We start from the raw sequence: 21,055 nt of genomic DNA on the forward strand, positions 1-21,055 counted from the left end.
CCACGGCCGAACGTGGCCGGTCCCGGGCGGTCCGGTCGGGCGCGATCGTTCGGGCGTTGTCAGTGGGTGCCTCTACCGTGGGAGCGATGGCACGGGCGTGGGAGTGTGCGGGGCTGCGGTGGACGGCGGCCGGTCCCGTGCTGGCGTGGCACGGGGGGCGCACGAGCGCGCTGTCGTGGGGGAAGCGGGTGGCCTTCGAGGTCGTGGGAGGGGGAGTGCGGACCTGCGTGGGGGCGCGGGGGCACGCGTGTCCGGCACGGGCGGCCGTACCGGGGCGGAGCACCGGCGCGCGGTGCGAGGAGTGCGCGCGGCTGGACCGGGCGCACTCCGTGGCCGCCGACACGATCGCGGACGACCCACGGCCGTACCGCGTGTACCTGGCCTGGTTCGGGCCGGGCATGGTCAAGGTCGGGATCACCGCGCTGGAGCGGGGCCCGGCGCGGCTGCTGGAGCAGGGCGCGGTCTGCTTCACCTGGCTCGGCGCCGGGCCGTTGATGGCCGCGCGCCGCACCGAGGAGCTGCTGCGCGCCGCGCTCGGCGTCCCGGACCGCGTTCCGTACGCCGAGAAGCGTGCCGTACGGTCCGCGCTGCCCGCGACGGCGGCGGAGCGCGCGGCCGAGGTGGCGGACCTGCACGGCCGGGCCGTGGCGCTCGGCGGCTGGCCGGAGTCGCTCGGGCGGGAGCCGTTCCGGCCCGTCGATCACGCCGCCGCCTTCGGCCTGCCGGGGCTGCCCGCCGCCGTGGGCGAGGTGCGCCAGCTCGTCGCCGGGGGCGTGGTGAGCGGCGAGCTGGTCGCCGCCGCAGGACCGGATCTGCACCTGGCGTCGGAGGCGGGGATCGTGGTGCTGGACACCCGGTTGGTGACCGGGTGGGCGCTCGGGCCGGCTTCCGGCGGGGGACTCACCGTGCCGGTACGGGAGTTCAGGGAGCCGCCCGGCGTGCAGGACGGGTTGTTCTGAGCGGCACCGGGGGCGCGGCGTGTGCCGAGGAGGGCCTCCCGTGCCCGGGAGGCTGGACGTCGTGCGGCGCCCGGCCTCATCGTGGTCGGCATGAGTGATCAACGCACAGCACGGGCCGGGCACGCCGCCGAGGTGCGGGCGTTCTGGGAGCGGCTCGGGCTGCCGGGACTCGTCGACGTGCACACGCACTTCATGCCCGAGCGGGTGCTGCGCAAGGTCTGGGACTACTTCGACGGGCTCGGCCCGCTCACCGGCGGTGTCGAGTGGCCGATCGCCTATCGCGAGGAGGAGCACCAACGCCTGGCCCGACTGCGCGAGTTCGGCGTCCGCGCCTTCACCGCGATGCTCTACCCGCACAAGCCCGGTATGGCCCGGTGGCTGAACGGCTGGGCGGTCGACTTCGCCCGCCGCACGCCCGACTGCCTGCACACCTCGACCCTCTTCCCGGAGGCGGACGTCGAGACGTACGTCCGTGAGGCCGTCGAGGCGGGCGCCCGGGTGTTCAAGGCACACGTCCAGGTGGGGGCGTACGACCCGGCCGACGAACTCCTCGACGCCGCGTGGGGATTGCTCGCCGACGCCGGTGTTCCCGTCGTCGTCCACTGCGGTTCGGGGCCCGCCCCCGGCAAGCACACCGGGCCGGAGCCGATCGGGCGGGTGCTCGCCCGGCACCCCCGGCTGCGGCTGGTGGTCGCGCACTGCGGGATGCCGGAGTACGAGGACTTCCTCGACCTCGCCGAGCGCTACGGCGAGGTGCGGCTGGACACCACGATGGCGTTCACCGACTTCAGCGAGCGGCTCGCCCCCTTCCCCCGGCACGCCCTGCCCCGGCTGGCCGGCCTCGGCGACCGCGTCCTGCTCGGCTCGGACTTCCCCAACATCCCCTATCCGTACGTCCATCAGCTGCACGCCCTGGAGCGTCTCGGCCTCGGCGACGCCTGGCTGCGGGCGGTGTGCCACGACAACGGGGCGCGGCTCTTCGGCCTGTCCTGAGCCCGGCGGGTACCGGGACGGCCGTCCGGCCCGGCCGAGGCAGCCCATCGGGCAGGCGGTTCCCAGGAGTTCCCTGAGCGGCGCCTGTGCGTTTCTCAGGGAAATCACAGACACGTGAAAGCGTGCTCTCAGAGGCCCCCGACAGGGTGTGCACCATGACCACGATCTCGCCCCAGGGGCGCACCGAACTGCTGAGGCCGGACGGGAGCCCCGTCCGGGTGCTCGTGGTGGACGACGAGCTGTCGATCACCGAACTGCTCTCGATGGCCCTGCGCTACGAGGGCTGGCGGATCCGCAGCGCGGGCGACGGGCAGGGCGCCGTCCGGGCCGCGCGCGAGTTCCGGCCCGACGCCGTCGTCCTCGACATGATGCTGCCCGACATGGACGGTCTCGCCGTCCTCGGGCGGCTGCGCCGCGAGCTGCCCGACGTGCCCGTCCTCTTCCTCACGGCCAAGGACGCGGTGGAGGACCGCATCGCCGGGCTCACCGCCGGCGGGGACGACTACGTCACCAAGCCGTTCAGCCTGGAGGAGGTCGTCGCGCGGCTGCGCGGGCTCATCCGGCGGTCGGGCGCGGCCGACCGCCGCTCCGACTCCGTGCTGGTCGTCGGCGACCTCACCCTCGACGAGGACAGCCACGAGGTGGCGCGGGCCGGGGAGCACATCCATTTGACGGCCACGGAGTTCGAGCTGCTGCGCTTCCTGATGCGCAACCCTCGACGGGTGCTGAGCAAGGCGCAGATCCTGGACCGGGTGTGGTCGTACGACTTCGGCGGCCAGGCCAACGTGGTCGAGCTGTACGTCTCGTATCTGCGGCGGAAGATCGACGCGGGCCGGGAGCCGATGATCCACACCCGGCGCGGCGCCGGCTACCTCATCAAGCCCGCCACGTCGTGAGCGTGCGACGGCGGCCGCGTCCGCGGCGACGTCCGCGGCGGCGAGCGGGGCGGCAGCGCACCCTGCGGGCCCGGCTCGTCGTCGCGTCGGTGGTGCTGATCGCCGTGGTCTGCGCGGTGATCGGCACGGTGACGACGCTCGCCCTGCGGTCCCATCTGTACGAGCAGCTGGACGGCCAGCTGGACGAGATCGCGGCGCGGGCGTCCGGTGTGTTCCGCCCGCCGGGCCAGCCCGACAAGTTCGAGGCGCCCGGGCGGCAGGACAGGGAGCCCAAGGAGACGAGTCTCGCGGACTTCGTCACCAGGGGGCCGCAGCCGAGCGGCACCGTCGCGGCGAGGGTCGAGAACGGATCCATCACCGAGGCCAAGGTCGGCGACAAGACCAGGGACGGCAACGGCGTTCTGCAGATGAGCCCCGAGTCGCTCACCGAGGCCCAGCGCGAGGCGCTCGGCGCGGTGCCCAGAGACGACCCGAAGCACACCGTCGACCTCCCGGGCCTGGGCGGCTACCGCGTCCAGTACGCCACCGGCCCCCACGGCGCCTATTACGTCGCCATACCGACCGGCGAGGCCGACGGGACCCTCACCACCCTCGTCCTCGTCGAGATCAGCGTGACCGCCGCCGGGCTGATCGCCGCCTCGCTCGCCGGGGCCGCCATCGTCGGGGTCGCGCTGCGTCCGCTGCGGCGGATCGCCGCCACCGCCACCCACGTCTCCGAACTGCCGCTGCACACCGGCGAGGTGCATCTCAGCGAGCGCGTGCCCGAGCCCCAGACCGACCCGCACACCGAGGTCGGCCAGGTCGGCGCGGCCCTCAACCGGATGCTCGACCACGTCCACGGCGCCCTGCACGCCCGCCAGCGGAGCGAGACGCGGGTACGGCAGTTCGTCGCGGACGCCAGCCACGAGCTGCGGACCCCGCTCGCCTCCATCCGCGGGTACGCCGAGCTGACCCGGCGCGGACGCGAGCGGGTCGGCCCCGACACCCGGCACGCGCTGGGCCGGATCGAGTCCGAGGCCGGGCGCATGACGCTGCTCGTCGAGGACCTGCTGCTGCTCGCCCGCCTGGACGCGGGCCGGCCGCTCCGGTTCGAGCGGACCGACCTGGTCCCGCTCGTCGTGGACACCGTCAGCGACGCCCACGCGGCCGGCCGGGACCACGCCTGGCGGCTGGACCTGCCCGACGAACCGGCCCCGGTCTCGGCGGACGCGGCCCGGCTGCACCAGGTCCTCGTCAACCTGCTGGCGAACGCGCGCACCCACACACCCCCGGGCACCACCGTCACCGCCCGGGTCCGGCGGCACGGGACGTGGCTGTGCGCCGACGTGGAGGACGACGGGCCGGGGATCCCGGCCGAGCTGCTGCCGCACGTCTTCGAGCGGTTCGCGCGCGGCGACTCGGCGCGCTCCCGCGCCACCGGCTCGACCGGTCTGGGGCTGGCCATCGTGCGGGCCGTGGCGGCCGCGCACGGCGGTGCCGTGACCGTCGACAGCGTTCCCGGGCGGACGGTGTTCACCGTGCGGCTGCCCGCGCTGACGGTCGCCCCGCTGACGGTCGCCCCGCACCCGGTGGCCGCGACCGTCCGGCGAGCGCACTCACAGGCAGGGCACAGCGTCACCACACGGGTGGGACAGGGCACTTGAGAAGAGTCGGTCCCATGCGAACCGACTCTTCTCCCGGCACCCTGCCGGTGCGGGAGCACCTCCCGGCCGCAGACGCCGGCACGCCTGTACTGGACGTCGTGATCCCCGTCTACAACGAGGAGAAGGACCTTCCGCCCTGTGTGCGCGGACTGCACGCGCACCTCACGCGCACCTTCCCGTACGCGTTCCGCATCACGGTCGCGGACAACGCGTCCACGGACACCACCCCGCGGGTGGCGGCCCGGCTGGCGGCGGAGATCGCCGAGGTCAGGTCCGTGCGGCTGGAGCAGAAGGGCCGCGGCCGGGCGCTGCGGACCGTCTGGGCGGCCTCGGACGCTCCGGTCCTCGCGTACATGGACGTCGACCTGTCCACCGACCTCAACGCGCTGCTGCCGCTGGTGGCGCCGCTGATCTCCGGCCACTCCGACCTGGCGATCGGCTCCCGGCTGGCGCGCAGCTCGCGCGTGGTGCGCGGCGCCAAGCGGGAGTTCGTCTCCCGCTCGTACAACCTGATCCTGCGCGGCTCGCTGCGGGCCCGCTTCTCCGACGCGCAGTGCGGCTTCAAGGCCATCCGGCGTGACGTGGCGCAGGCGCTGCTGCCGCTGGTGGAGGACACCGGCTGGTTCTTCGACACCGAGATGCTGGTGCTCGCCGAGCGGGCCGGGCTGCGCATCCACGAGGTGCCCGTCGACTGGGTCGACGACCCCGACTCGACGGTGGACCTCGTACGGACGGCCACGGACGACCTCAAGGGGGTGTGGCGGGTGGGCAGGGCCCTGGCCACCGGCTCGCTGCCGCTGGACCGGCTCACCCGCCCCTTCGGCGACGACCCGCGCGACCGCGGCCTGGCCGACGTGCCCGGGGGACTGGCCCGCCAGCTCGTCGGCTTCTGCGTCGTCGGCGGGCTGTCCACCCTGTTCTACCTGCTGCTCTACAGCGCCTTCCGGCAGTTCGCCGGCTCGCAGCCCGCCAACGCGCTCGCCCTGCTCGTCTCGGCGGTCGCCAACACCGCCGCCAACCGGCGGCTGACCTTCGGGGTGCGCGGCCTCGGCGGCGCCGTGCGCCACCAGGCGCAGGGACTCGTCGTCCTCGGCATCGGCCTCGCGCTGACCAGCGGCTCGCTGGCCGCCCTGAACACGGCGGCCGACAGCCCGGCGCACTCCACCGAGCTCGCGGTCCTGGTGGCGGCCAACCTCGCGGCGACGGTGCTGCGGTTCCTGCTCTTCCGCGCCTGGGTGTTCCCCGAGCAGCGCGACCAGGGCGCCCCGCCGGCCGCCCCGCGGCCCCGGCGCCCGGTGGCCCGCCCCGACCACGACACCGGTCTCGGCACCGACTTCGACCTCCACCGCCTCCGAGCCGGTGACGTCGCGGACCGCGCCCGGCGCGACGCGGCCATGCCACTGCGGCCGGTGCGTCCGTACGACACGACCCGAGGGACCCGCGATGACCACTGACCACGACCGTCCGAGCGGGCAGGGCGGCACGAGCCCGTCCTCCTGGGGGCCGCCCACGGCCGCTCCCCCGAATCCCCCGCCGACCGACCAGGCCACCGCGTCGACGGACTCCACCTCGACGGACTCCCCCTCACCGCACCCTCCCTCGATGGACTCCCCCTCGTCGGGCCCCGGTTCGCCGGACTCCCCCTCACCGGGCTCCCCCTCGGCCGGGGAGCCGCGGCAGCCCTTCGGGCGCCGGCTGTGGCGCGGCCGACCCGAGGACCCGCGCTGGGCGCGCCCCGCGTTCCTCGCGCTGCTGCTCGCGACCGCGCTGCTCTACCTCTGGAACCTGAGCGCCTCCGGCTACGCCAACTCCTTCTACTCGGCGGCCGCCCAGGCGGGCAGTACGTCGTGGAAGGCGATGTTCTTCGGCTCGCTGGACGCGGGCAACGCCATCACCGTCGACAAGCCCCCGGCCGCGCTCTGGCCGATGGCGCTGTCCGTCCGGCTCTTCGGCCTCGACTCGTGGGCGATCCTCGTCCCCGAGGCCCTCATGGGCGTCCTCACGGTCGCCGTGGTGTACGCGGCCGTGCGCCGCCGGTTCCGCCCCGCGGCGGGACTGATCGCGGGCGCGGTGCTGGCACTCACCCCCGTAGCGGCGCTGATGTTCCGGTTCGACAACCCGGACGCGCTGCTGGCGCTGCTGATGGCGCTCACCGTGTTCCTCGTGATCCGGGGCCTGGAGGACGGCCGTACCAGGTGGCTGGTGTGGGCGGGGGTCGCGGTCGGCTTCGCCTTCCTGACCAAGACCCTGCAGGCCTTCCTGATCCTGCCCCCGCTGGCCCTCGTGTACGGGGTCTGCGCGCCCGTGCGGCTGCGCAAACGGCTGGCCCAGCTGGCGCTGGCGACGGTCGCCCTGGTGGTCTCCGGCGGCTGGTGGGTCGCGGTCGTCGAGCTGTGGCCGGCCTCCTCGCGGCCGTACATCGGCGGTTCGCAGAACAACAGCTTCCTGGAGCTGACCTTCGGCTACAACGGCCTCGGCCGCATCAACGGCGACGAGACCGGCAGCGTCGGCGGCGGTGGCGGAGGGGGCAACGGCCTCGGGCGCTGGGGGGAGACCGGCTGGGACCGGATGTTCGACTCCGAGATCGGCGGCCAGATCTCCTGGCTGCTCCCGGCCGCGCTGATCCTGCTGGTCGCCGGCCTGGTCCTGACCCTCAGGGCCCGGCGGACCGACCCGGCCCGCGGTTCCTTCCTGGCCTGGGGCGGCTCGTTGCTGGTCACCGCCGTCGTCTTCAGCTACATGGCGGGGATCTTCCACCAGTACTACACGGTCGCCCTCGCTCCCTGCATCGCCGCCGTCGTCGGCATGGGCGCGACGACGCTGTGGGAGGAGCGCTCCCGGCCGTGGGCGTCGCTCACCCTCGCGGCCGCTGTCACGGCGACCGCGGCCTGGGGCTACGTCCTGCTCGACCGCACGCCCGACTACCTGCCCTGGCTGAAGTGGCTGGTCCTGGTCGGGGGCCTGACCGCCGCGCTCGGCCTGATCTTCGCGGCCCGGCTGGGCCGGCGGCTCGCGCTCGCCGCGGTGGCCGCGGGCATCGTGACCTCGCTGGCCGGTCCGACCGCGTACACGCTGAGCACGGTGAACTCCGCGCACACCGGTTCCCTCCCGACGGCCGGGCCCGCGGGCGCGAGCACGATGGGCTTCGGCGGGCGTCGCGGCGCTCCCGGCGGCTTCCCCGGCGGCGCACCCGGTGGGGGGATGCCCGGCCGGAACCAGCAGAACGGCAACGGGAACGGCGCCGCGCAGGGGCAGGGCCGGAACGGCAACGGATTCCCGGGCGGCGGTCCCGGAGGTCTCCCCGGGGGAGGTGCGCCGGGCCAGAACCAGGGCCAGAACCAGGGCCAGGGCCAGGGCCAGGGCCGGAACGGCAACGGCTTCCCCGGGGGCGGACCGCTGGGCGAGGGGCGCCGTACGGGCGGCGGCCCCGGCGGCCTGCTGAACGGGGCGCGGGTCGGCTCCGCGGCCAAGAAGCTGCTGGAGAAGGACGCCTCCCGCTACACCTGGGTCGCCGCCTCCGTCGGATCGCAGAACGCGGCCGGCTACCAACTCGCCACCGGCGACCCGGTGATGGCGATCGGCGGCTTCAACGGCACCGACCCGTCCCCGACGCTGGCGCAGTTCCAGACGTACGTGGCAGCGGGAAGGATCCACTACTTCATCGCGGGCGGCGGCATGGGCGGTCGCATGGGCGGCGACGACGGGACCTCCGCGCGGATCACCTCCTGGGTCGAGAAGAACTTCAAGAAGGTCACGGCCGGCTCGGCCACCTTCTACGACCTCACGCGGCGCACGAGCGGTGGCGGCTGACGGTCCGCGACGGCTGACGGTCCGCCACGGACGAGGATGCGATCCGCGCGGGAGACGGACGGGGGAAGCGCGGAAGCTGCGCGGGAGACGGGCGGCGGCCCGGGGTGCGTACTCCCCGGGCCACCGCCTTTCCGCCGTACGGGAGCGGCGCGCACCGCGCCCGGCCGGTGGCGGTGTTGTTGCCGGGCGGGGCGGAGCGGGCAGACTCGGAGAGGGCGCGGCCCAGGTGGGCGCCCCGCGGAGCCGGCGGTGAGAAGCTGAGGAAGGTGCGCCATGGCGAAGGCAGCCCCGAGGGCCAAGGGCGCGGCGCGGACCAGCGTCTGGCTGGAGGGCAAGGCGCGCGGCGCCGGGCGCGGGAGCGGGCAGCCCTCCGGACTGGACCGGGAGCGGATCACCGCGACCACGGTCCGCCTGCTGGACGCCGAGGGACTGACCGGGTTCTCCATGCGTCGCCTCGCCGCCGAGCTGAACGTCACGGCGATGTCCCTGTACTGGTACGTCGACACCAAGGACGACCTGCTCGAACTCGCCCTGGACGCCGCCTTCGGCGAACTGCGCCTGCCCGACGCGGAGGCCGGCGAGGACTGGCGCGACCAGTTGCGCCGGCTCGCCGTCGAGTACCGGTCGCTGCTGGTGCGCCACCCGTGGCTGTCACCGCTCGCCGGAACCTTCCTCAACATCGGCCCCCACGCGCTCGCCTTCTCCGGCACGGTCCAGCGCGTCGTCCGCCGCACCGGACTGCCCGAGCACGCGCTGACCGGGGCGATCTCGGCCGTCTTCCGGTTCGTTTACGGCTACGGGACGATCGAGGGCCACTTCGTCGCCCGCTGCGCCGACGCCGGGATGGCCCCCGACGACTACTTCCGGCACGCCATGAGCGCGGCGACGCGGGCCCCGGACGCCGCCGAGGTCCTGGCGGAGTCCGCGAGCCTGATGGCGGCCCGCGGCGGCGACACGGTCCAGGAGATGCTGGACCGCGACTTCACCTTCGCCCTGGACCTGCTGGTGGCGGGCATCGAGACGATGGTCCGCCGGACGACGGCGGATCGTGCGCCCCGGCCCCCCTCGTCCGGCCGGCCGCAGGGCCCCTCGTCCGGCCGGTCGCCGGACCCCAAGTCCGCCCGGTCCTAGCCCTCCTCCTCGACCAGCCGCGCCGGGAAGCCGCCGGTGGCCACCGGTCCCCAGCGCTCCGGGGTGACCCGGATGATCGACTTTCCCTGCTTGACCATGGCCTGGCGGTACTCGTCCCAGTCGGGGTGCTCCCCGGCGATGTTCCGGTAGTACTCCACCAGCGGTTCCACGGAGTCCGGCGTGTCGATCACCTCGGCGGTCCCGTCGATCTGCACCCAGGGCCCGTTCCAGTCGTCGCTGAGCACGACGACGCTCACCCGCGCGTCCCGCCGGGCGTTGCGCGTCTTGGCGCGCTCCGGGTAGGTGGAGATCACGATCCGCCCCGAGTCGTCCACCCCGCAGGTCAGCGGCGAGGCCTGCGGGCCGCCGTCGGACCGCCGGGTCAGCAGCAGGGCGTGGTGCCGGGGGCGTACGAAGTCCAGCAGTTCGTCGAGGGAGACGCGGGTGTTGGTCGCGATGTTCGGTGCCATGCCCGCAGCCTAGGGGCCGGAGGGCGGGTGGAGGGGCCGCGGAGGGTGACCCTGTCGTGCCTACCACCCGCCCGGCCCGGTCGCGCGGGCGCGGTGCCCCCGGTGGGCCGGCGCGTCTCAGACGGCCGGCAGCGCCTCGCCCTGCACGGCCTGGATGTCGAGCTCCACCCTCAGCGTCGTGCCGATGGCCGCGATGCCCGCCTGGAGGACCTGGTTGTAGTTCATGGCGAAGTCCTCGCGGTGCAGTTCGGCCGTCGCGCGGAAGGCGGCCCGGGTGCCGCCCCAGGGGTCGGCGCCGGTGCCGAGGTAGGCCAGGTCCAGGTCGACCGGGCGGACGACGCCCCGCATGCCCAGCTCGCCGTGGACGGTCCAGCGTTCCGCGCCGGCCGCCGTCACGCCGGTCGAACGGTAGGTGATCTCGGGGTGCTGCTCGACGTCCAGGAAGTCGGCGGACTTCAGGTGCCCGTCGCGCATCCCGTTGCCGGTGTCGATGGAGGCCGCGCGGATGACCGCCTCCACGCGGGACTTGGTGACGTCGTCCGGGGCGATCTCGAGGGTGGCCGCGAAGTCCGTGAACCGGCCGCGCACGCTGGAGATGCCCAGGTGCTGGGCGACCGCGGCCACCGAGGAGTGCGCCGGGTCGACGGTCCACGGTCCGGGCGGCGGCAGTTCGGTGCCGCCCTGCCGGGCCAGCGTGACCGTGCCGATCTCGGCCCTGCCGCTCGCGGTGACGAGCGCGCTCGCGGCGGCGGGCGCGTAGCCGACCGCCGTGACGATGACCGTGTACGCCCCCGGCGCCAGAGCGGTCGCGTCCCGGACGGCGCCCTCCTGGTCGGCCTCGGCGCGCAGCACCTGCGTGCCCGTCATGTCGGTCACCGTGACGACCGCGTGCGACACGGCCCATCCGTCCCGGGTGCGGATCCTCGCGGTCAGTCCCATCCCGTTTTCTCCCTGGAAACCCATACAAAATGGTCGTAAGCAGTTCGGCCCGCGGGGGCACGTCTCCGTTCGGAGCGCGCCCGCCGCGGGCCGGGGCCGTGCTACTCGCCGGGGTGGGCGAGCTCGATGTCGTGGTCGTCGACGCCGCGGCCGGAGACCGTCAGCGCCGTCGCCACCGGCGGGTAGCCCGTCGCGATGACGGTGTACTCGCCGCTGTTCAGGTCGGTGAAGGCGTACGCCCCGTCCGCGCCGGTGGTGGCCGTGCCGACCACGTTGCCCGCCGCGTCGACCAGCGTCACGCGGGCGTCGGCGAGGGGACCGTGCGGAGCCCGCACGACACCCTGCACCTCGGCGCCGGCGTCGAGGTCGACCTCGACCCGGGTGACCCCCGTGCCGCCGACCTCGACGGGCAGGGCCCGCGGCCGGTACCCGGCGGCGTTCACCGCCACCGTCACCGCGCCCGGCACCAGCTCGGCGAAGGAGAACTCGCCCTGCTCACCGGTGGTCCCGGTGGCCAGCAGGTCCCCGCGCACATCGGTGACGATCACCATCGCGTCCCTGACCGGCAGCCCGCCCTCCGTGGCCCGCACCACACCGCTCAGCCCGCTGGTGCCGCTGAGCAGGACGTCGTACGCCACCGGCTCGCCGTTCACGACGACCGTGGAGGCCTGCGGCTGGTAGCCGTCGGCGGAGGCGATCAGCACGTACGAGCCCGCACCCGGCGCGTCCACCGCGTAGGCACCGTCGGCCTGGGCGACGGAGCGGCCCAGCTGGCGGCCCGTCAGCGAGATCAGCGTGACGGCGGCCCGCGGCACCGGCGCGCTCTCGGCGCCGCGGACGAAGCCGCGGACCGGGATCCCGCCCCCGGCGCCGGTCTCCGGGGGAGCGGCGATGGCGACGGCGGCGAGCCGCTGCGTGCCCTCCGGGCCGGCCTCCGTGGTGGTGGCCGGTGCCGGGCTCGGCGCGTGCTGCTCGGCCGGGACTTCGGCGGCGGGAGCCTGGGCCTCCGCGACGGCGGGGGTGGCGGCGGGGTCGACGGGGAGGGACTCGCCGTCGGCGGCCTGCGCCAGAGCGCCCTTGGTCCGCAGCGGGACCTCCTTGATGAACAGGGTGATCAGGAAGGCGACCGCGGCCAGCCCGGAGGCGATCAGGAAGATGTCGGCGATGCCGTGGCCGTAGGCGCTCTCCATGACCGTGCGCAGCGGCCTCGGCAGCGCGTCCATGTGCGGGATGCTGTCGCCGGAGGCCGAACCGGCCAGGGCGCGGGCGTACTCGGGGTTCAGGTCCGCCAGGCCGTCCTTGACGTAGTCGGTGATCCGGTGGGCCATCACCGCGCCGAGCGCGGAGACGCCGACCGCACCGCCGAGGGAACGGAAGAAGGTGACCGTGGAGCTGGCCGAGCCGAGGTCGCCGGGTGCGACCTGGTTCTGCGTGCACAGCACCAGGTTCTGCATCATCATGCCGATGCCGAGACCCAGCAGGCCCATGAAGACGGCGGTCTTCCAGTAGTCGGTGTCGTACCGGATGGTGCCGAGCAGGCCCAGGCCGGCCGTCACCAGCACGCCACCGCTGACCAGCCACGCCTTCCAGCGGCCGGTGCGGGTGATGAGCTGACCGGAGACGGTGGAGGAGACGAACAGACCGCCGATCATCGGGATGGTCATGACGCCCGACATCGTCGGGGACTTGTCGCGGGCCAGCTGGAAGTACTGGCTGAAGAAGACGGTGCCGCTGAACATCGCGACGCCGACGAAGAGCGAGGCGAGCGACGCGAGGGTGATGGTGCGGTTGCGGAACAGCCGCAGCGGGATGATCGGCTCGCTCGCCTTCGTTTCGACGAGGACGAACAGCAGACCGAGGACGACGGAACCGCCGACCATCGTGTACGTCTGCCACGACAGCCAGTCGTACTTGTCACCGGCGAAGGTGACCCAGATCAGCAGCAGCGAGACGGCGGCCGAGATCAGGAACGCGCCGCCCCAGTCGACCTTCACGTCCCGCTTCACCACGGGCAGGTGCAGGGTCTTCTGCAGCACGATCAGCGCGATGACCGCGAACGGCACACCGACGTAGAAGCACCAGCGCCAGCCGAGCCACGAGGTGTCGGTGATGACACCGCCGAGCAGCGGGCCGCCGACGGTGGCGACGGCGAAGGTGGCGCCGAGGTAGCCGGAGTACCGGCCGCGCTCGCGCGGGGAGATCATCGCCGCCATGACGATCTGCGCCAGCGCGGACAGACCGCCGACGCCGATGCCCTGCACCACGCGGCAGGCGATCAGCATGCCCGGGTTCTGCGACAGACCGGCCGCCGCCGAGGCGACGACGTAGATGACGAGCGCTATCTGGACGAGCGCCTTCTTGCTGTACAGGTCGGCGAGCTTGCCCCACAGGGGAGTGGCCGCGGTCATCGACAGCAGGGCGGCGGTGACGACCCAGGTGTAGGCGGACTGACCGCCGCCGAGGTCGCCGATGATCTCCGGCAGGGCATTGGAGACGATCGTGGACGACAGGATCGCCACGAACATTCCGAGCAGCAGCCCGGAGAGCGCCTCCATGATCTGCCGGTGTGTCATCGGAGCGTCGCCGGAGGAGCCTCCCCCGTGCTTGGCGTGAGCCCGCACACCGGCTGGTGTGGTCGTTGCCATGGGCTTCCTTCTCTTACGTGCTTGCGGGTGTACGGGTGGTCTCTTCGACTACGGGTGCGGGGAGCCGCGCCGGGGCGGACCGGCAGTCGCCGAAGCTGGCGCGCAGGCGCGTCATCAGCCGGATGAGCTGGCCGACCTCGTCGTCGGTCCAGTCGCTCAGCCGGTCGGCGAGCAGCTGGGTGGTCCGCCGTGACAGCTCGTCGAGCTGCGCCGCGCCCGCGGGCGTCAGGTGCAGGATGCGCGAGCGCTTGTCCGCGGGGTCGGGCGACCGCTCGATCCAGCCGCGTGCGGCGACGTGCGCGACATGCCGGCTGGTCACCGACATGTCCACGGAGAGCAGCTCGGCGAGCTTGCTCATGCGCATGTCGCCGTGCCGTCCGAGCAGCGTCAGCACGGCGACCGAGCCCGCCGGGCAGTCGGGCGGCAGTATCCGCCCCATGTCCCGTTTCACGGCGCCGACGGCACTGAGCTGGCGCGCCAGCTCTTCGAACTGCGACCGCTCGGCCATCACACCTCCCGTATTCGTTGCTTGGGGCAACCATACGAGCAGTTGGTTGCTGCAGGCAAACAAGCGGGGGCCGGTCGACGCAAAAAGTTGGCAAAGACAAGTATCGCGATCGTAAATACGCGGGTGGGCCCGGCGCGCGGGAGTCCGTCCGGCGCTTGAGGACGAAACCGTTCAGAACGAGCCCGTCACGGTCGCGGCGGGGGCCGGGGGCGGCATCCCGGACAAGCTCCGCGGCCACGCCGGGCGTCCCTCCGGGAGCGCCGGCGCAACCCCCGCCCTTGGGCGGTCCCCGCGTTTTCGCTAGGGTCTCGGGCCATGGCTAACACGCAGGGCCCCCAGGGCAACTACGACCCCGCCGGCAGCACGCAGATGTTCCGCGCGTTCGTGGACGAGGCTCCTCCGAGCGCCACCCCGCAGCAGACCTCCTCGGGTCCCCGGGTCGGCCTGATCATCGGCATCGTGGTCGCCGTGGCGGTCGTCGCCGCGGTGGCGTGGCTGGCGCTCAAGTAGGCGTCGCCCGCCGCGACTTCCACCGGACGGGCACGTCCCGCGTCTCGTGTGCGTGCCCGGCGGAACCCTCCTCCAAGCTCTCGGCCGCGCTCGAGCGGGGTCCCCGTCGCGGTCCCCGTCGCGTCGGCGCACACCGTCCACGTCCGTCCGCGCGCCCGGACCCGATCGGCCCCGGGAGCGTCTCGGTCGCCCCGGCCGTCGCTCAGGCGATGCCGAGCGCCCCGATGACGCGCGCACCGAGGGCCGTGGTGCCCGAACTCACCCGCGTGCCGCCGGAGTCGCGTCACCGTGGTCTGCGCCGCTTCCGCACGCGGGCGGTGTCGCGCCCGGGCAGACGACGGCCGCCGAAGCAACCGTGAAGGCGCCTCGGCGGCCGGGGTCGATGTCGCCCACGCCGTCCACGTCGTCCGCATGGGGCGGGGCATCGCGCCCTGGTGGCCGATGCCCCGTCACATCAGCGCAGACGGGGGAGGGGGGAGCGGGAGGACGGTCAGTCCGAGACGAGCCCGTCGCGCAGCTGAGCCAGCGTGCGCGTGAGCAGCCGGGAGACGTGCATCTGCGAGATGCCGACCTCCTCGCCGATCTGCGACTGGGTCATGTTGGCGAAGAAGCGCAGCATGATGATGCGCCGCTCGCGGGGCGGGAGCTTGGCGAGCAGGGGCTTGAGCGACTCGCGGTACTCGACGCCCTCCAGTGCCGTGTCCTCGTAGCCCAGGCGGTCCGCCAGCGAGCCCTCGCCGCCGTCGTCCTCCGGGGCCGGCGAGTCCAGCGAGGAGGCGGTGTAGGCGTTGCCGACCGCGAGGCCGTCGACCACGTCCTCCTCCGACACGCCCAGCGCGGCGGCGAGTTCGGTGACCGTCGGGGAGCGGTCGAGCTTCTGGGAGAGCTCGTCGCTGGCCTTGGTGAGGGCCAGCCGCAGCTCCTGCAGCCGCCGCGGCACCCGGACCGACCAGGAGGTGTCCCGGAAGAAGCGCTTGATCTCGCCCACGACCGTCGGCATCGCGAAGGTCGGGAACTCCACGCCCCGTTCGCAGTCGAAGCGGTCGATCGCCTTGATCAGGCCGATGGTGCCGACCTGGACGATGTCCTCCATCGGCTCGTTGCGCGAGCGGAAGCGGGCGGCCGCGTAGCGCACCAGCGGGAGGTTGAGCTCGATCAGGGTGTCCCGGACGTAGGCGCGCTCGGGGCTGTTCTCGTCGAGTGCGGCGAGCCGCAGGAACAGGGAGCGGGACAGGGTGCGGGTGTCGATGGCCTCCGGAGCCGGAAGGGCCGGGGTCGGGGCCGGAGCGGCCTCGAGGGACACAACGTCGTCGAGGGCGTCGAGCGCCTCGGGCACGCTCTCGCTCTTCGTGAGCGTGAGCACCTTCGAGCTGCCCTGATCTGCGGACATGCCACCCCCTATGGGTCGCGGGACGGTCGCGGCCGGCGCCCTCGTCGGGGAGAACGCAGCCTTCACCTGAATACCGGCGCCGAAGCCCCGGCAAACGCTCTTCCCGCAGAATGTCACATGTCGGCAACGCGCTGTAGGGACTTGTCGACATCCGTGGCGCGAATCGGCCCTGGACACAAGGGGTCTGACGGCGTCTCACGGGCCGTATGTCGGCATCGGCCCAGGTGAGGGATTCGCTCCTGCCGGTTACGCCTCGATCCTGTTTGCGGATCTCAGCCGCTGGAAGCTACGTGCCAGTAGCCGGGAGACGTGCATCTGCGAGACACCGAGCTCCGCACTGATCTGCGACTGGGTGAGATTGCTGTAGTAGCGCAGCAGCAGGATGCGCTGCTCCCGCTCGGGGAGCTGGACGAGCAGGTGGCGGACCAGGTCGCGGTGCTCCACGCCGTCGAGCGCCGGGTCCTCGTAGCCGAGCCGGTCGAGCAGCCCGGGCAGCCCGTCGCCCTCCTGGGCGGCCTCCAGGGAGGTCGCGTGGTACGACCGGCCCGCCTCGATGCAGGACAGCACCTCCTCCTCGGTGATGCGCAGCCGTTCGGCGATCTCGGCGGTGCTCGGGGTGCGCCCGAACGCGGTCGTCAGGTCCTCGGTGGCGCTGTTGACCTGCACCCACAGCTCGTGCAGCCGGCGCGGGACGTGGACGGTGCGGACGTTGTCGCGGAAGTAGCGCTTGATCTCGCCGACGACCGTCGGCATCGCGAAGGTCGGGAACTGCACGCCCCGGTCGGGGTCGAAGCGGTCGATGGCGTTGATGAGTCCGATGGTGCCGACCTGGACGACGTCCTCCATCGGCTCGTTGCGGGAGCGGAAGCGGGCGGCCGCGTAGCGCACGAGCGGGAGATTCGCCTCGATGAGCGCCCCGCGCACGCGGGCGTGCTCGGCGGTGCCGGGTTCGAGCTCCTTCAGCTGGGTGAAGAGCACCTGAGTGAGGGCCCGGGTGTCGGCGCCGCGGCGCTTCTCCGGGGCCGGTGCCTCGGCCGGGGACGGAGTCTCCTCCTGGGGTGGCGCAGTACTGGCCGACACGGTCAACGCCACCTCTTCATCGGTCAACTGATCCGTCAAAAGCGGTCATAGCATCACAAGACAGGTCCATCGTGTTCAAGCACCGCATATGCACGTGTTGAGGGGTGAAATACCGGCTCAGGGACGCCCGGACACGGCGAAGCCCCGCACCGGTCCGGTGCGGGGCCAGGGGTGTGGCCGTGCGTGCGTACGGCTCAGAATTCGTAGTCGGCGATCACCCACGTGGCGAACTCGCGCCACAGTCCTACGCCCGCCTGGTGGTCCGGGTGCTCCACATAGCGGCGCAGCGCGGCGAGGTCGTCGAACGCCGAGTTGATCGCGAAGTCGTAGGCGATGGGGCGGTCGCTGATGTTCCAGGCGCACTCCCAGAAGCGGATCTCCGGGATCCTGCCCTCCAGGGCGCGGAAGGCCTCGACGCCCTCCACGACGCGCGGGTCGTCGCGCTCGACGCCCTCGTGGAGCTTGAAGAGGACCAGGTGGCGGATCATCACTTTCCTCCGTGCGCGACCCAGGTCATGAAGTCGCCGATGGCCTTTGCGGCGTCCGATATGCCCTCGAAGCCTATCTGCACGTAGTCCGCGGCCTTGGCCGGGTCCGTGATGATCAGATACAGCGCGAAGACCACGAGCGCGTAGACGGCGATCTTCTTGGCGTTCACCGCCATCGCGGCCTCTCCCTCTGACTGCTGCGGACTGCTGGTGTTCCCGGGCCTGCCGGTGCTCTCGGGGCTGGTGGTGCCGGCGGTGAGTGTAACCGTCGGATCGTTCTTCCGGATCATCCCCACCCACCGATCCACGCACGAAGGGCCCCGTCCGTCGGACGGGGCCCTTCACCGGCGGTAGCGGAGGGATTTGAACCCTCGGTGACTTGCGCCACACTCGCTTTCGAGGTCTGTTCCTGCTGGTCAAGGTGCTGTCCGGTCCTATCCGCGGTCGTTCACCACCGTGCTCCTGTCGGGTGGCTCGTACGCTCATGAACGGCTACGGCCAACCACGAATGAGACCAAAACTGAGACCAGACCGGGACCGGCATTGTTCAGTCGCTGGAAAACGAACACGCTCGACCGAGCGCCCTGACCTGCGCCGCCACCCGTTGCTTGCGACAGCGACCGTGTCATAGGAGGCTCTGTCCTGTGCTCAGGGAACCTATCCAGCTGACGATCGCAGAAGACGGCTCGGTCGTCCTCCCCCTTGGGGTGCTCGCCGAGGCAGGGCTATCGCCCGGGAGCTCCGTGCTGGCCTACAGCAACGGCGACGGCCGGATCGTGCTGCGCAGGGAAGAGGACGCGGCACAGGACCTCATCCAGTTCGGGAGCCTCGACTAGCCGGAGCAGCGGCGTCGACAGCCGCGATGATGCGCTCCACGGCCTCCTCTGGAGCCTCGTGCTCCCATACACGGACGACTGTCCACCCCGCGGCTGTCAGGGCCTCGTCGGCGTCCCTATCTCGGGCGACGTTGCGCTCTAGCTTTGGTCCCCAGTAGCCGCCATTAACGCCGGGCTGCCGACCGTGCTCGGGGCAGCAGTGCCAGAAACACCCGTCCACGAAGACAGCCACTCGTGCGCGCGTGAAGAGGATGTCTGGCCGCGGCCGCGCGCCCTCCAGTTGTAGGCGGACATCAACGCGGTACCGCTTCCCCGCGGCGTGAAGCAAGGACCGGATGGTTCGCTCGGGCTTGGTGTCGCGCCGCTTGATCGCAGCCATGTTGCGCGAGCGGCCGGGGGTCGGCGACGTCAACGAGACGGGGTCATTGTTGGGAGCCATCGGTTACACCGTAGCCAAGAGTGTCAGACCCTCGGTGTTTGATGGGCCAGGATGGTAGACCTGTGCAATCACGACCTGGAGGTACGAGCGTGGCTGATCTGACGGCCGTGGAAATCTGCGCGGGCGCTGGAGGCCAGTCGCTCGGCCTTGAGCTGGCAGGCTTTGACCACGCACTCGCCGTCGAGCTCGATGAGAACGCGGCGAACACTCTCAAGAAGAACCGCCCGCACTGGGACGTGCGGCGCGGCGACGTGGCTGACGAGAGGACCTGGGATCCTAAGGAGGTCCCCGACGTTGACTTGCTCGCTGGCGGGGTCCCCTGCCCTCCGTTCTCTATCGCTGGCAAGCAGCTCGGCGCCACCGACGAGCGGGATCTTTTCGCATGGGCCGTTGAACTTGCCGGAAGGATGCAGCCGCGGGCTGTCCTTTTGGAGAACGTGCGAGGGCTTTCAATGCCGCGCTTCTCCGCGTATCGCCAGCACGTGAAGGACCGGCTGAAAGATCTCGGGTACTGGTCTGATTGGAAGCTTTTGCACGCTAGCGATTATGGCGTACCGCAACTGCGTCCCCGTTTCGTCCTAGTCGCGCTGCGTAACGAAGATGCTCCGTGGTTCGAGTGGCCTGAGAAGACTCCTTATGAGGGCACGGTCGGGACGGCGCTGTTCGACCTGATGGCCGAGGATGGCTGGCCCGGCGCTGAAGCATGGAGAGACAAGGCGAACGACATTGCGCCCACCATCGTGGGCGGTTCCAAGAAGCATGGCGGAGCAGATCTAGGCCCGACTCGTGCCAAGGCTGCTTGGCGTGCACTCGGTGTAGACGCAATGGGTGTCGCTGACGCTCCGCCGAAGGCATCCGATCCCGTTGACTTTCTGCCCAAGCTCACGACAGAAATGGTCGCCCGCATCCAGGGCTGGGGCTCTGACTCGGATTATGCCTGGGAATTCACGGGCCGCAAGACAACGAAGTATCGGCAGATCGGCAATGCCTTCCCCCCGCCGGTGGCTAGGGCGATCGGTACGTCAATCGCCAATGCGTTGAATCGCAAGGGCCAGCCAAAGGAACTGTCCGAGGTGGAGAATGAGGTCATGCATGACCGGCTCTATCTGGCCATGAAGAATGCGTCAGCTCCGCTTACGGAGAAAGAACTGGTGAAGTTGGCCGGAGAGAAGATTGATTCCGCCGCCTTCGAGCGACGTATGGCCATGCTTGCACGGGACTTCGTGATCGACGAGGACGACCAGCTTGGCGGTCGCGCATACCGGCTCGTGGGCTTCAAGGGCTTCATAGGTCAGGAAGATCACGAGCGGCACGCACGCTTTGCGGAGTCGCGATCCCGGATCAGCTGACTGGTACTCCGGTGAGTGAAAACCTGCCGCTAGATAAGCGATCTAGCGGCAGGTTGCTGATGTAATGTCAGCTTTCAAGCGCACCTTTCAAGCGCTCGTGCAATTCTTCGCGGCTAGCGCCGGGGAGCTGCCGGAATACGGCCCAGACCTGTTCGGCCTTGTCGAAATCGCGAGAGTCAGCCACCATCCAGCGCAGTAGCCGGGTTTTGTCGCGCTTAGGGAGCTCTACGATTTGGTCCCAAACGCGCTCCGCGTCGACCTGTACTCCTGTGAGGTGCCGAGCCGTTTCGTTGCACCGTGCACATTCGGTGACAAGGTCCTTGAGTGTGGCCGCAGAGCCAAGCTTATGGGGATTCACGTGGCCCGCGGTAAGACGGGCCGCATCATGGGGAGGCTCAAGGTAAATTTCCCCGGCCGCGATACCGCATCGTACGCAACGGTGCTTGTCTCGCTCGAATACCTCGCGCCGCAGTTTGTCGCTAATCGTGCGTTGTCCAGCGCCCCTGTACTGCTTCTGCCAGACAGGAAGCCCAACCTTTTCCAGGTGAAGTATCTCCGCCCCGCCGACCTGCTTGTCGCGGTACGTCTTGATCACCCATGCGGCGGGGCGCAAGTCGCGCATACGCCGGTCTACTTGCTCGCGGTCAGGAATGGCCTTTCTTAGCATCTGCTTCGTGAACTCGTTGCCCTCGCCGACTACTGACACGAGCCAGGCGGCGACACGGACCCTCGTCCCAATGCTCGTGTCTCGCCAGTCAGGGAATTCAGGGTCGTTCTGCCAGTCGATCACGGCACTGCCTCGTCTCCGCTTCGCCCCACCCGCGGGCAACCATGCCCTCTGAGCTCCGTCAGCGGAGATGCTAGCGATCTTTAGCCTCGATCGTTCATGAGTGCCCGTCAGCTTGCTGACGGGGACTCTGTGTCTGTGTGATGGGGTCTTTTCGGGGCTGGGGCAGGCTGAGGGCCCGG

Annotated in this window: 20 protein-coding genes; 10 read left to right on the plus strand and 10 right to left on the minus strand. The window is 71.5% G+C overall.

Going from position 1 to position 21,055, the window contains the following annotated elements; translation table 11 throughout:
* Positions 1-86: 86 nt before the first annotated feature.
* From ACIPM1_RS12890 to ACIPM1_RS12920, 7 genes are all read left to right on the plus strand, one after another.
* Entirely contained in the window at positions 87-959 is an 873-nt protein-coding gene (locus ACIPM1_RS12890; RefSeq protein WP_402432857.1) for a DUF2797 domain-containing protein, read from the plus strand.
* Between the two features lie 90 nt (positions 960-1,049).
* Positions 1,050-1,952: an amidohydrolase family protein gene (locus ACIPM1_RS12895; RefSeq protein WP_402432860.1), complete on the plus strand. Its 903-nt coding sequence runs from the start codon at positions 1,050-1,052 to the stop codon at positions 1,950-1,952.
* A 155-nt stretch (positions 1,953-2,107) separates the two neighbouring features.
* Positions 2,108-2,848 carry a response regulator transcription factor gene (locus ACIPM1_RS12900; protein ID WP_356181153.1) on the plus strand — a complete coding sequence of 247 codons (741 nt, stop codon included), beginning with the start codon at positions 2,108-2,110 and terminating at the stop codon, positions 2,846-2,848.
* Entirely contained in the window at positions 2,845-4,491 is a 1,647-nt protein-coding gene (locus ACIPM1_RS12905) for a sensor histidine kinase (protein ID WP_402432864.1), read from the plus strand. The genes ACIPM1_RS12900 and ACIPM1_RS12905 overlap by 4 nt, the downstream gene beginning before the upstream one ends.
* 14 nt (positions 4,492-4,505) lie before the next feature.
* Entirely contained in the window at positions 4,506-5,945 is a 1,440-nt protein-coding gene (locus ACIPM1_RS12910; protein WP_402432867.1) for a glycosyltransferase, read from the plus strand.
* Positions 5,935-8,301: a glycosyltransferase family 39 protein gene (locus ACIPM1_RS12915; RefSeq protein ID WP_402432870.1), complete on the plus strand. Its 2,367-nt coding sequence runs from the start codon at positions 5,935-5,937 to the stop codon at positions 8,299-8,301. The genes ACIPM1_RS12910 and ACIPM1_RS12915 overlap by 11 nt, the downstream gene beginning before the upstream one ends.
* A 273-nt stretch (positions 8,302-8,574) precedes the next feature.
* Positions 8,575-9,432 carry a TetR/AcrR family transcriptional regulator gene (locus ACIPM1_RS12920; RefSeq protein WP_402432873.1) on the plus strand — a complete coding sequence of 286 codons (858 nt, stop codon included), beginning with the start codon at positions 8,575-8,577 and terminating at the stop codon, positions 9,430-9,432.
* On the opposite strand, the gene ACIPM1_RS12925 is transcribed toward ACIPM1_RS12920, so the two are convergent.
* The 4 genes from ACIPM1_RS12925 to ACIPM1_RS12940 form a co-directional block, all read right to left on the minus strand.
* On the minus strand, positions 9,429-9,902 hold the full coding sequence (locus tag ACIPM1_RS12925; protein ID WP_402432876.1) for a PPOX class F420-dependent oxidoreductase: 474 nt from the start codon (positions 9,900-9,902) through the stop codon (positions 9,429-9,431). The two genes, ACIPM1_RS12920 and ACIPM1_RS12925, sit on opposite strands and share 4 nt — an antisense overlap.
* A gap of 117 nt (positions 9,903-10,019) precedes the next feature.
* A complete protein-coding gene (locus tag ACIPM1_RS12930; RefSeq protein ID WP_402432879.1) occupies positions 10,020-10,841 on the minus strand; it encodes a YceI family protein in 822 nt (273 codons plus the stop codon).
* A 101-nt stretch (positions 10,842-10,942) separates the two neighbouring features.
* The gene (locus ACIPM1_RS12935; protein WP_402432882.1) at positions 10,943-13,486 is read right to left on the minus strand and encodes an MFS transporter; all 2,544 of its coding nucleotides are present in this window, start codon (positions 13,484-13,486) and stop codon (positions 10,943-10,945) included.
* A 13-nt stretch (positions 13,487-13,499) separates the two neighbouring features.
* On the minus strand, positions 13,500-13,994 hold the full coding sequence (locus tag ACIPM1_RS12940) for a MarR family winged helix-turn-helix transcriptional regulator (protein WP_402432885.1): 495 nt from the start codon (positions 13,992-13,994) through the stop codon (positions 13,500-13,502).
* Between the two features lie 315 nt (positions 13,995-14,309).
* On the opposite strand from ACIPM1_RS12940, the gene ACIPM1_RS12945 reads away from it, so the two are divergent.
* On the plus strand, positions 14,310-14,504 hold the full coding sequence (locus ACIPM1_RS12945; RefSeq protein ID WP_356181126.1) for a hypothetical protein: 195 nt from the start codon (positions 14,310-14,312) through the stop codon (positions 14,502-14,504).
* A 490-nt stretch (positions 14,505-14,994) separates the two neighbouring features.
* Here the strand turns inward: ACIPM1_RS12945 and ACIPM1_RS12950 are convergent, their stop codons facing one another.
* The 4 genes from ACIPM1_RS12950 to ACIPM1_RS12965 form a co-directional block, all read right to left on the minus strand.
* Positions 14,995-15,894: an RNA polymerase sigma factor SigF gene (locus ACIPM1_RS12950; protein WP_402432889.1), complete on the minus strand. Its 900-nt coding sequence runs from the start codon at positions 15,892-15,894 to the stop codon at positions 14,995-14,997.
* Positions 15,895-16,140: 246 nt separating this feature from the next.
* On the minus strand, positions 16,141-17,013 hold the full coding sequence (locus ACIPM1_RS12955) for an RNA polymerase sigma factor SigF (protein WP_402432892.1): 873 nt from the start codon (positions 17,011-17,013) through the stop codon (positions 16,141-16,143).
* A 155-nt stretch (positions 17,014-17,168) separates the two neighbouring features.
* Entirely contained in the window at positions 17,169-17,462 is a 294-nt protein-coding gene (locus ACIPM1_RS12960) for a Dabb family protein (RefSeq protein ID WP_356181117.1), read from the minus strand.
* A complete protein-coding gene (locus tag ACIPM1_RS12965; protein ID WP_402432981.1) occupies positions 17,462-17,758 on the minus strand; it encodes a hypothetical protein in 297 nt (98 codons plus the stop codon). Before ACIPM1_RS12965 ends, ACIPM1_RS12960 begins: the two co-directional genes overlap by 1 nt.
* A gap of 348 nt (positions 17,759-18,106) precedes the next feature.
* Here ACIPM1_RS12965 and ACIPM1_RS12970 point away from each other — a divergent pair, with 348 nt between their 5' ends.
* Complete coding sequence (locus ACIPM1_RS12970) at positions 18,107-18,298, plus strand: AbrB/MazE/SpoVT family DNA-binding domain-containing protein (RefSeq protein ID WP_402432895.1); 192 nt, start codon at positions 18,107-18,109, stop codon at positions 18,296-18,298.
* Here ACIPM1_RS12970 and ACIPM1_RS12975 read toward each other — a convergent pair.
* Positions 18,273-18,737 carry a very short patch repair endonuclease gene (locus tag ACIPM1_RS12975; protein ID WP_402432898.1) on the minus strand — a complete coding sequence of 155 codons (465 nt, stop codon included), beginning with the start codon at positions 18,735-18,737 and terminating at the stop codon, positions 18,273-18,275. The genes ACIPM1_RS12970 and ACIPM1_RS12975 overlap by 26 nt on opposite strands.
* 89 nt (positions 18,738-18,826) lie before the next feature.
* Here ACIPM1_RS12975 and ACIPM1_RS12980 point away from each other — a divergent pair, with 89 nt between their 5' ends.
* On the plus strand, positions 18,827-20,086 hold the full coding sequence (locus tag ACIPM1_RS12980) for a DNA cytosine methyltransferase (RefSeq protein ID WP_402432901.1): 1,260 nt from the start codon (positions 18,827-18,829) through the stop codon (positions 20,084-20,086).
* 67 nt (positions 20,087-20,153) lie between these two features.
* Here the strand turns inward: ACIPM1_RS12980 and ACIPM1_RS12985 are convergent, their stop codons facing one another.
* Positions 20,154-20,876, minus strand: coding sequence for an HNH endonuclease (locus ACIPM1_RS12985; RefSeq protein ID WP_402432904.1), 723 nt, complete (start codon positions 20,874-20,876; stop codon positions 20,154-20,156).
* Positions 20,877-21,055: the final 179 nt, after the last annotated feature.

The organism is Streptomyces sp. NPDC086766, assembly GCF_044746005.1.
In the GTDB taxonomy this organism is placed as follows: domain Bacteria; phylum Actinomycetota; class Actinomycetes; order Streptomycetales; family Streptomycetaceae; genus Streptomyces.

What these genes read in the sequence shown, in the direction of transcription:
- ACIPM1_RS12915 (WP_402432870.1), top strand. Translation starts at nt 5,935, where the DNA reads ATGACCACTGACCACGACCGTCCGAGCGGGCAGGGCGGCACGAGCCCG.
- ACIPM1_RS12895 (WP_402432860.1), top strand. Translation starts at nt 1,050, where the DNA reads ATGAGTGATCAACGCACAGCACGGGCCGGGCACGCCGCCGAGGTGCGG.
- ACIPM1_RS12900 (WP_356181153.1), top strand. Translation starts at nt 2,108, where the DNA reads ATGACCACGATCTCGCCCCAGGGGCGCACCGAACTGCTGAGGCCGGAC.
- ACIPM1_RS12920 (WP_402432873.1), top strand. Translation starts at nt 8,575, where the DNA reads ATGGCGAAGGCAGCCCCGAGGGCCAAGGGCGCGGCGCGGACCAGCGTC.
- ACIPM1_RS12930 (WP_402432879.1), bottom strand. Translation starts at nt 10,841, where the DNA reads ATGGGACTGACCGCGAGGATCCGCACCCGGGACGGATGGGCCGTGTCG.
- ACIPM1_RS12960 (WP_356181117.1), bottom strand. Translation starts at nt 17,462, where the DNA reads ATGATCCGCCACCTGGTCCTCTTCAAGCTCCACGAGGGCGTCGAGCGC.
- ACIPM1_RS12975 (WP_402432898.1), bottom strand. Translation starts at nt 18,737, where the DNA reads ATGGCTCCCAACAATGACCCCGTCTCGTTGACGTCGCCGACCCCCGGC.
- ACIPM1_RS12910 (WP_402432867.1), top strand. Translation starts at nt 4,506, where the DNA reads ATGCGAACCGACTCTTCTCCCGGCACCCTGCCGGTGCGGGAGCACCTC.
- ACIPM1_RS12945 (WP_356181126.1), top strand. Translation starts at nt 14,310, where the DNA reads ATGGCTAACACGCAGGGCCCCCAGGGCAACTACGACCCCGCCGGCAGC.
- ACIPM1_RS12935 (WP_402432882.1), bottom strand. Translation starts at nt 13,486, where the DNA reads ATGGCAACGACCACACCAGCCGGTGTGCGGGCTCACGCCAAGCACGGG.
- ACIPM1_RS12925 (WP_402432876.1), bottom strand. Translation starts at nt 9,902, where the DNA reads ATGGCACCGAACATCGCGACCAACACCCGCGTCTCCCTCGACGAACTG.
- ACIPM1_RS12940 (WP_402432885.1), bottom strand. Translation starts at nt 13,994, where the DNA reads ATGGCCGAGCGGTCGCAGTTCGAAGAGCTGGCGCGCCAGCTCAGTGCC.
- ACIPM1_RS12950 (WP_402432889.1), bottom strand. Translation starts at nt 15,894, where the DNA reads ATGTCCGCAGATCAGGGCAGCTCGAAGGTGCTCACGCTCACGAAGAGC.
- ACIPM1_RS12890 (WP_402432857.1), top strand. Translation starts at nt 87, where the DNA reads ATGGCACGGGCGTGGGAGTGTGCGGGGCTGCGGTGGACGGCGGCCGGT.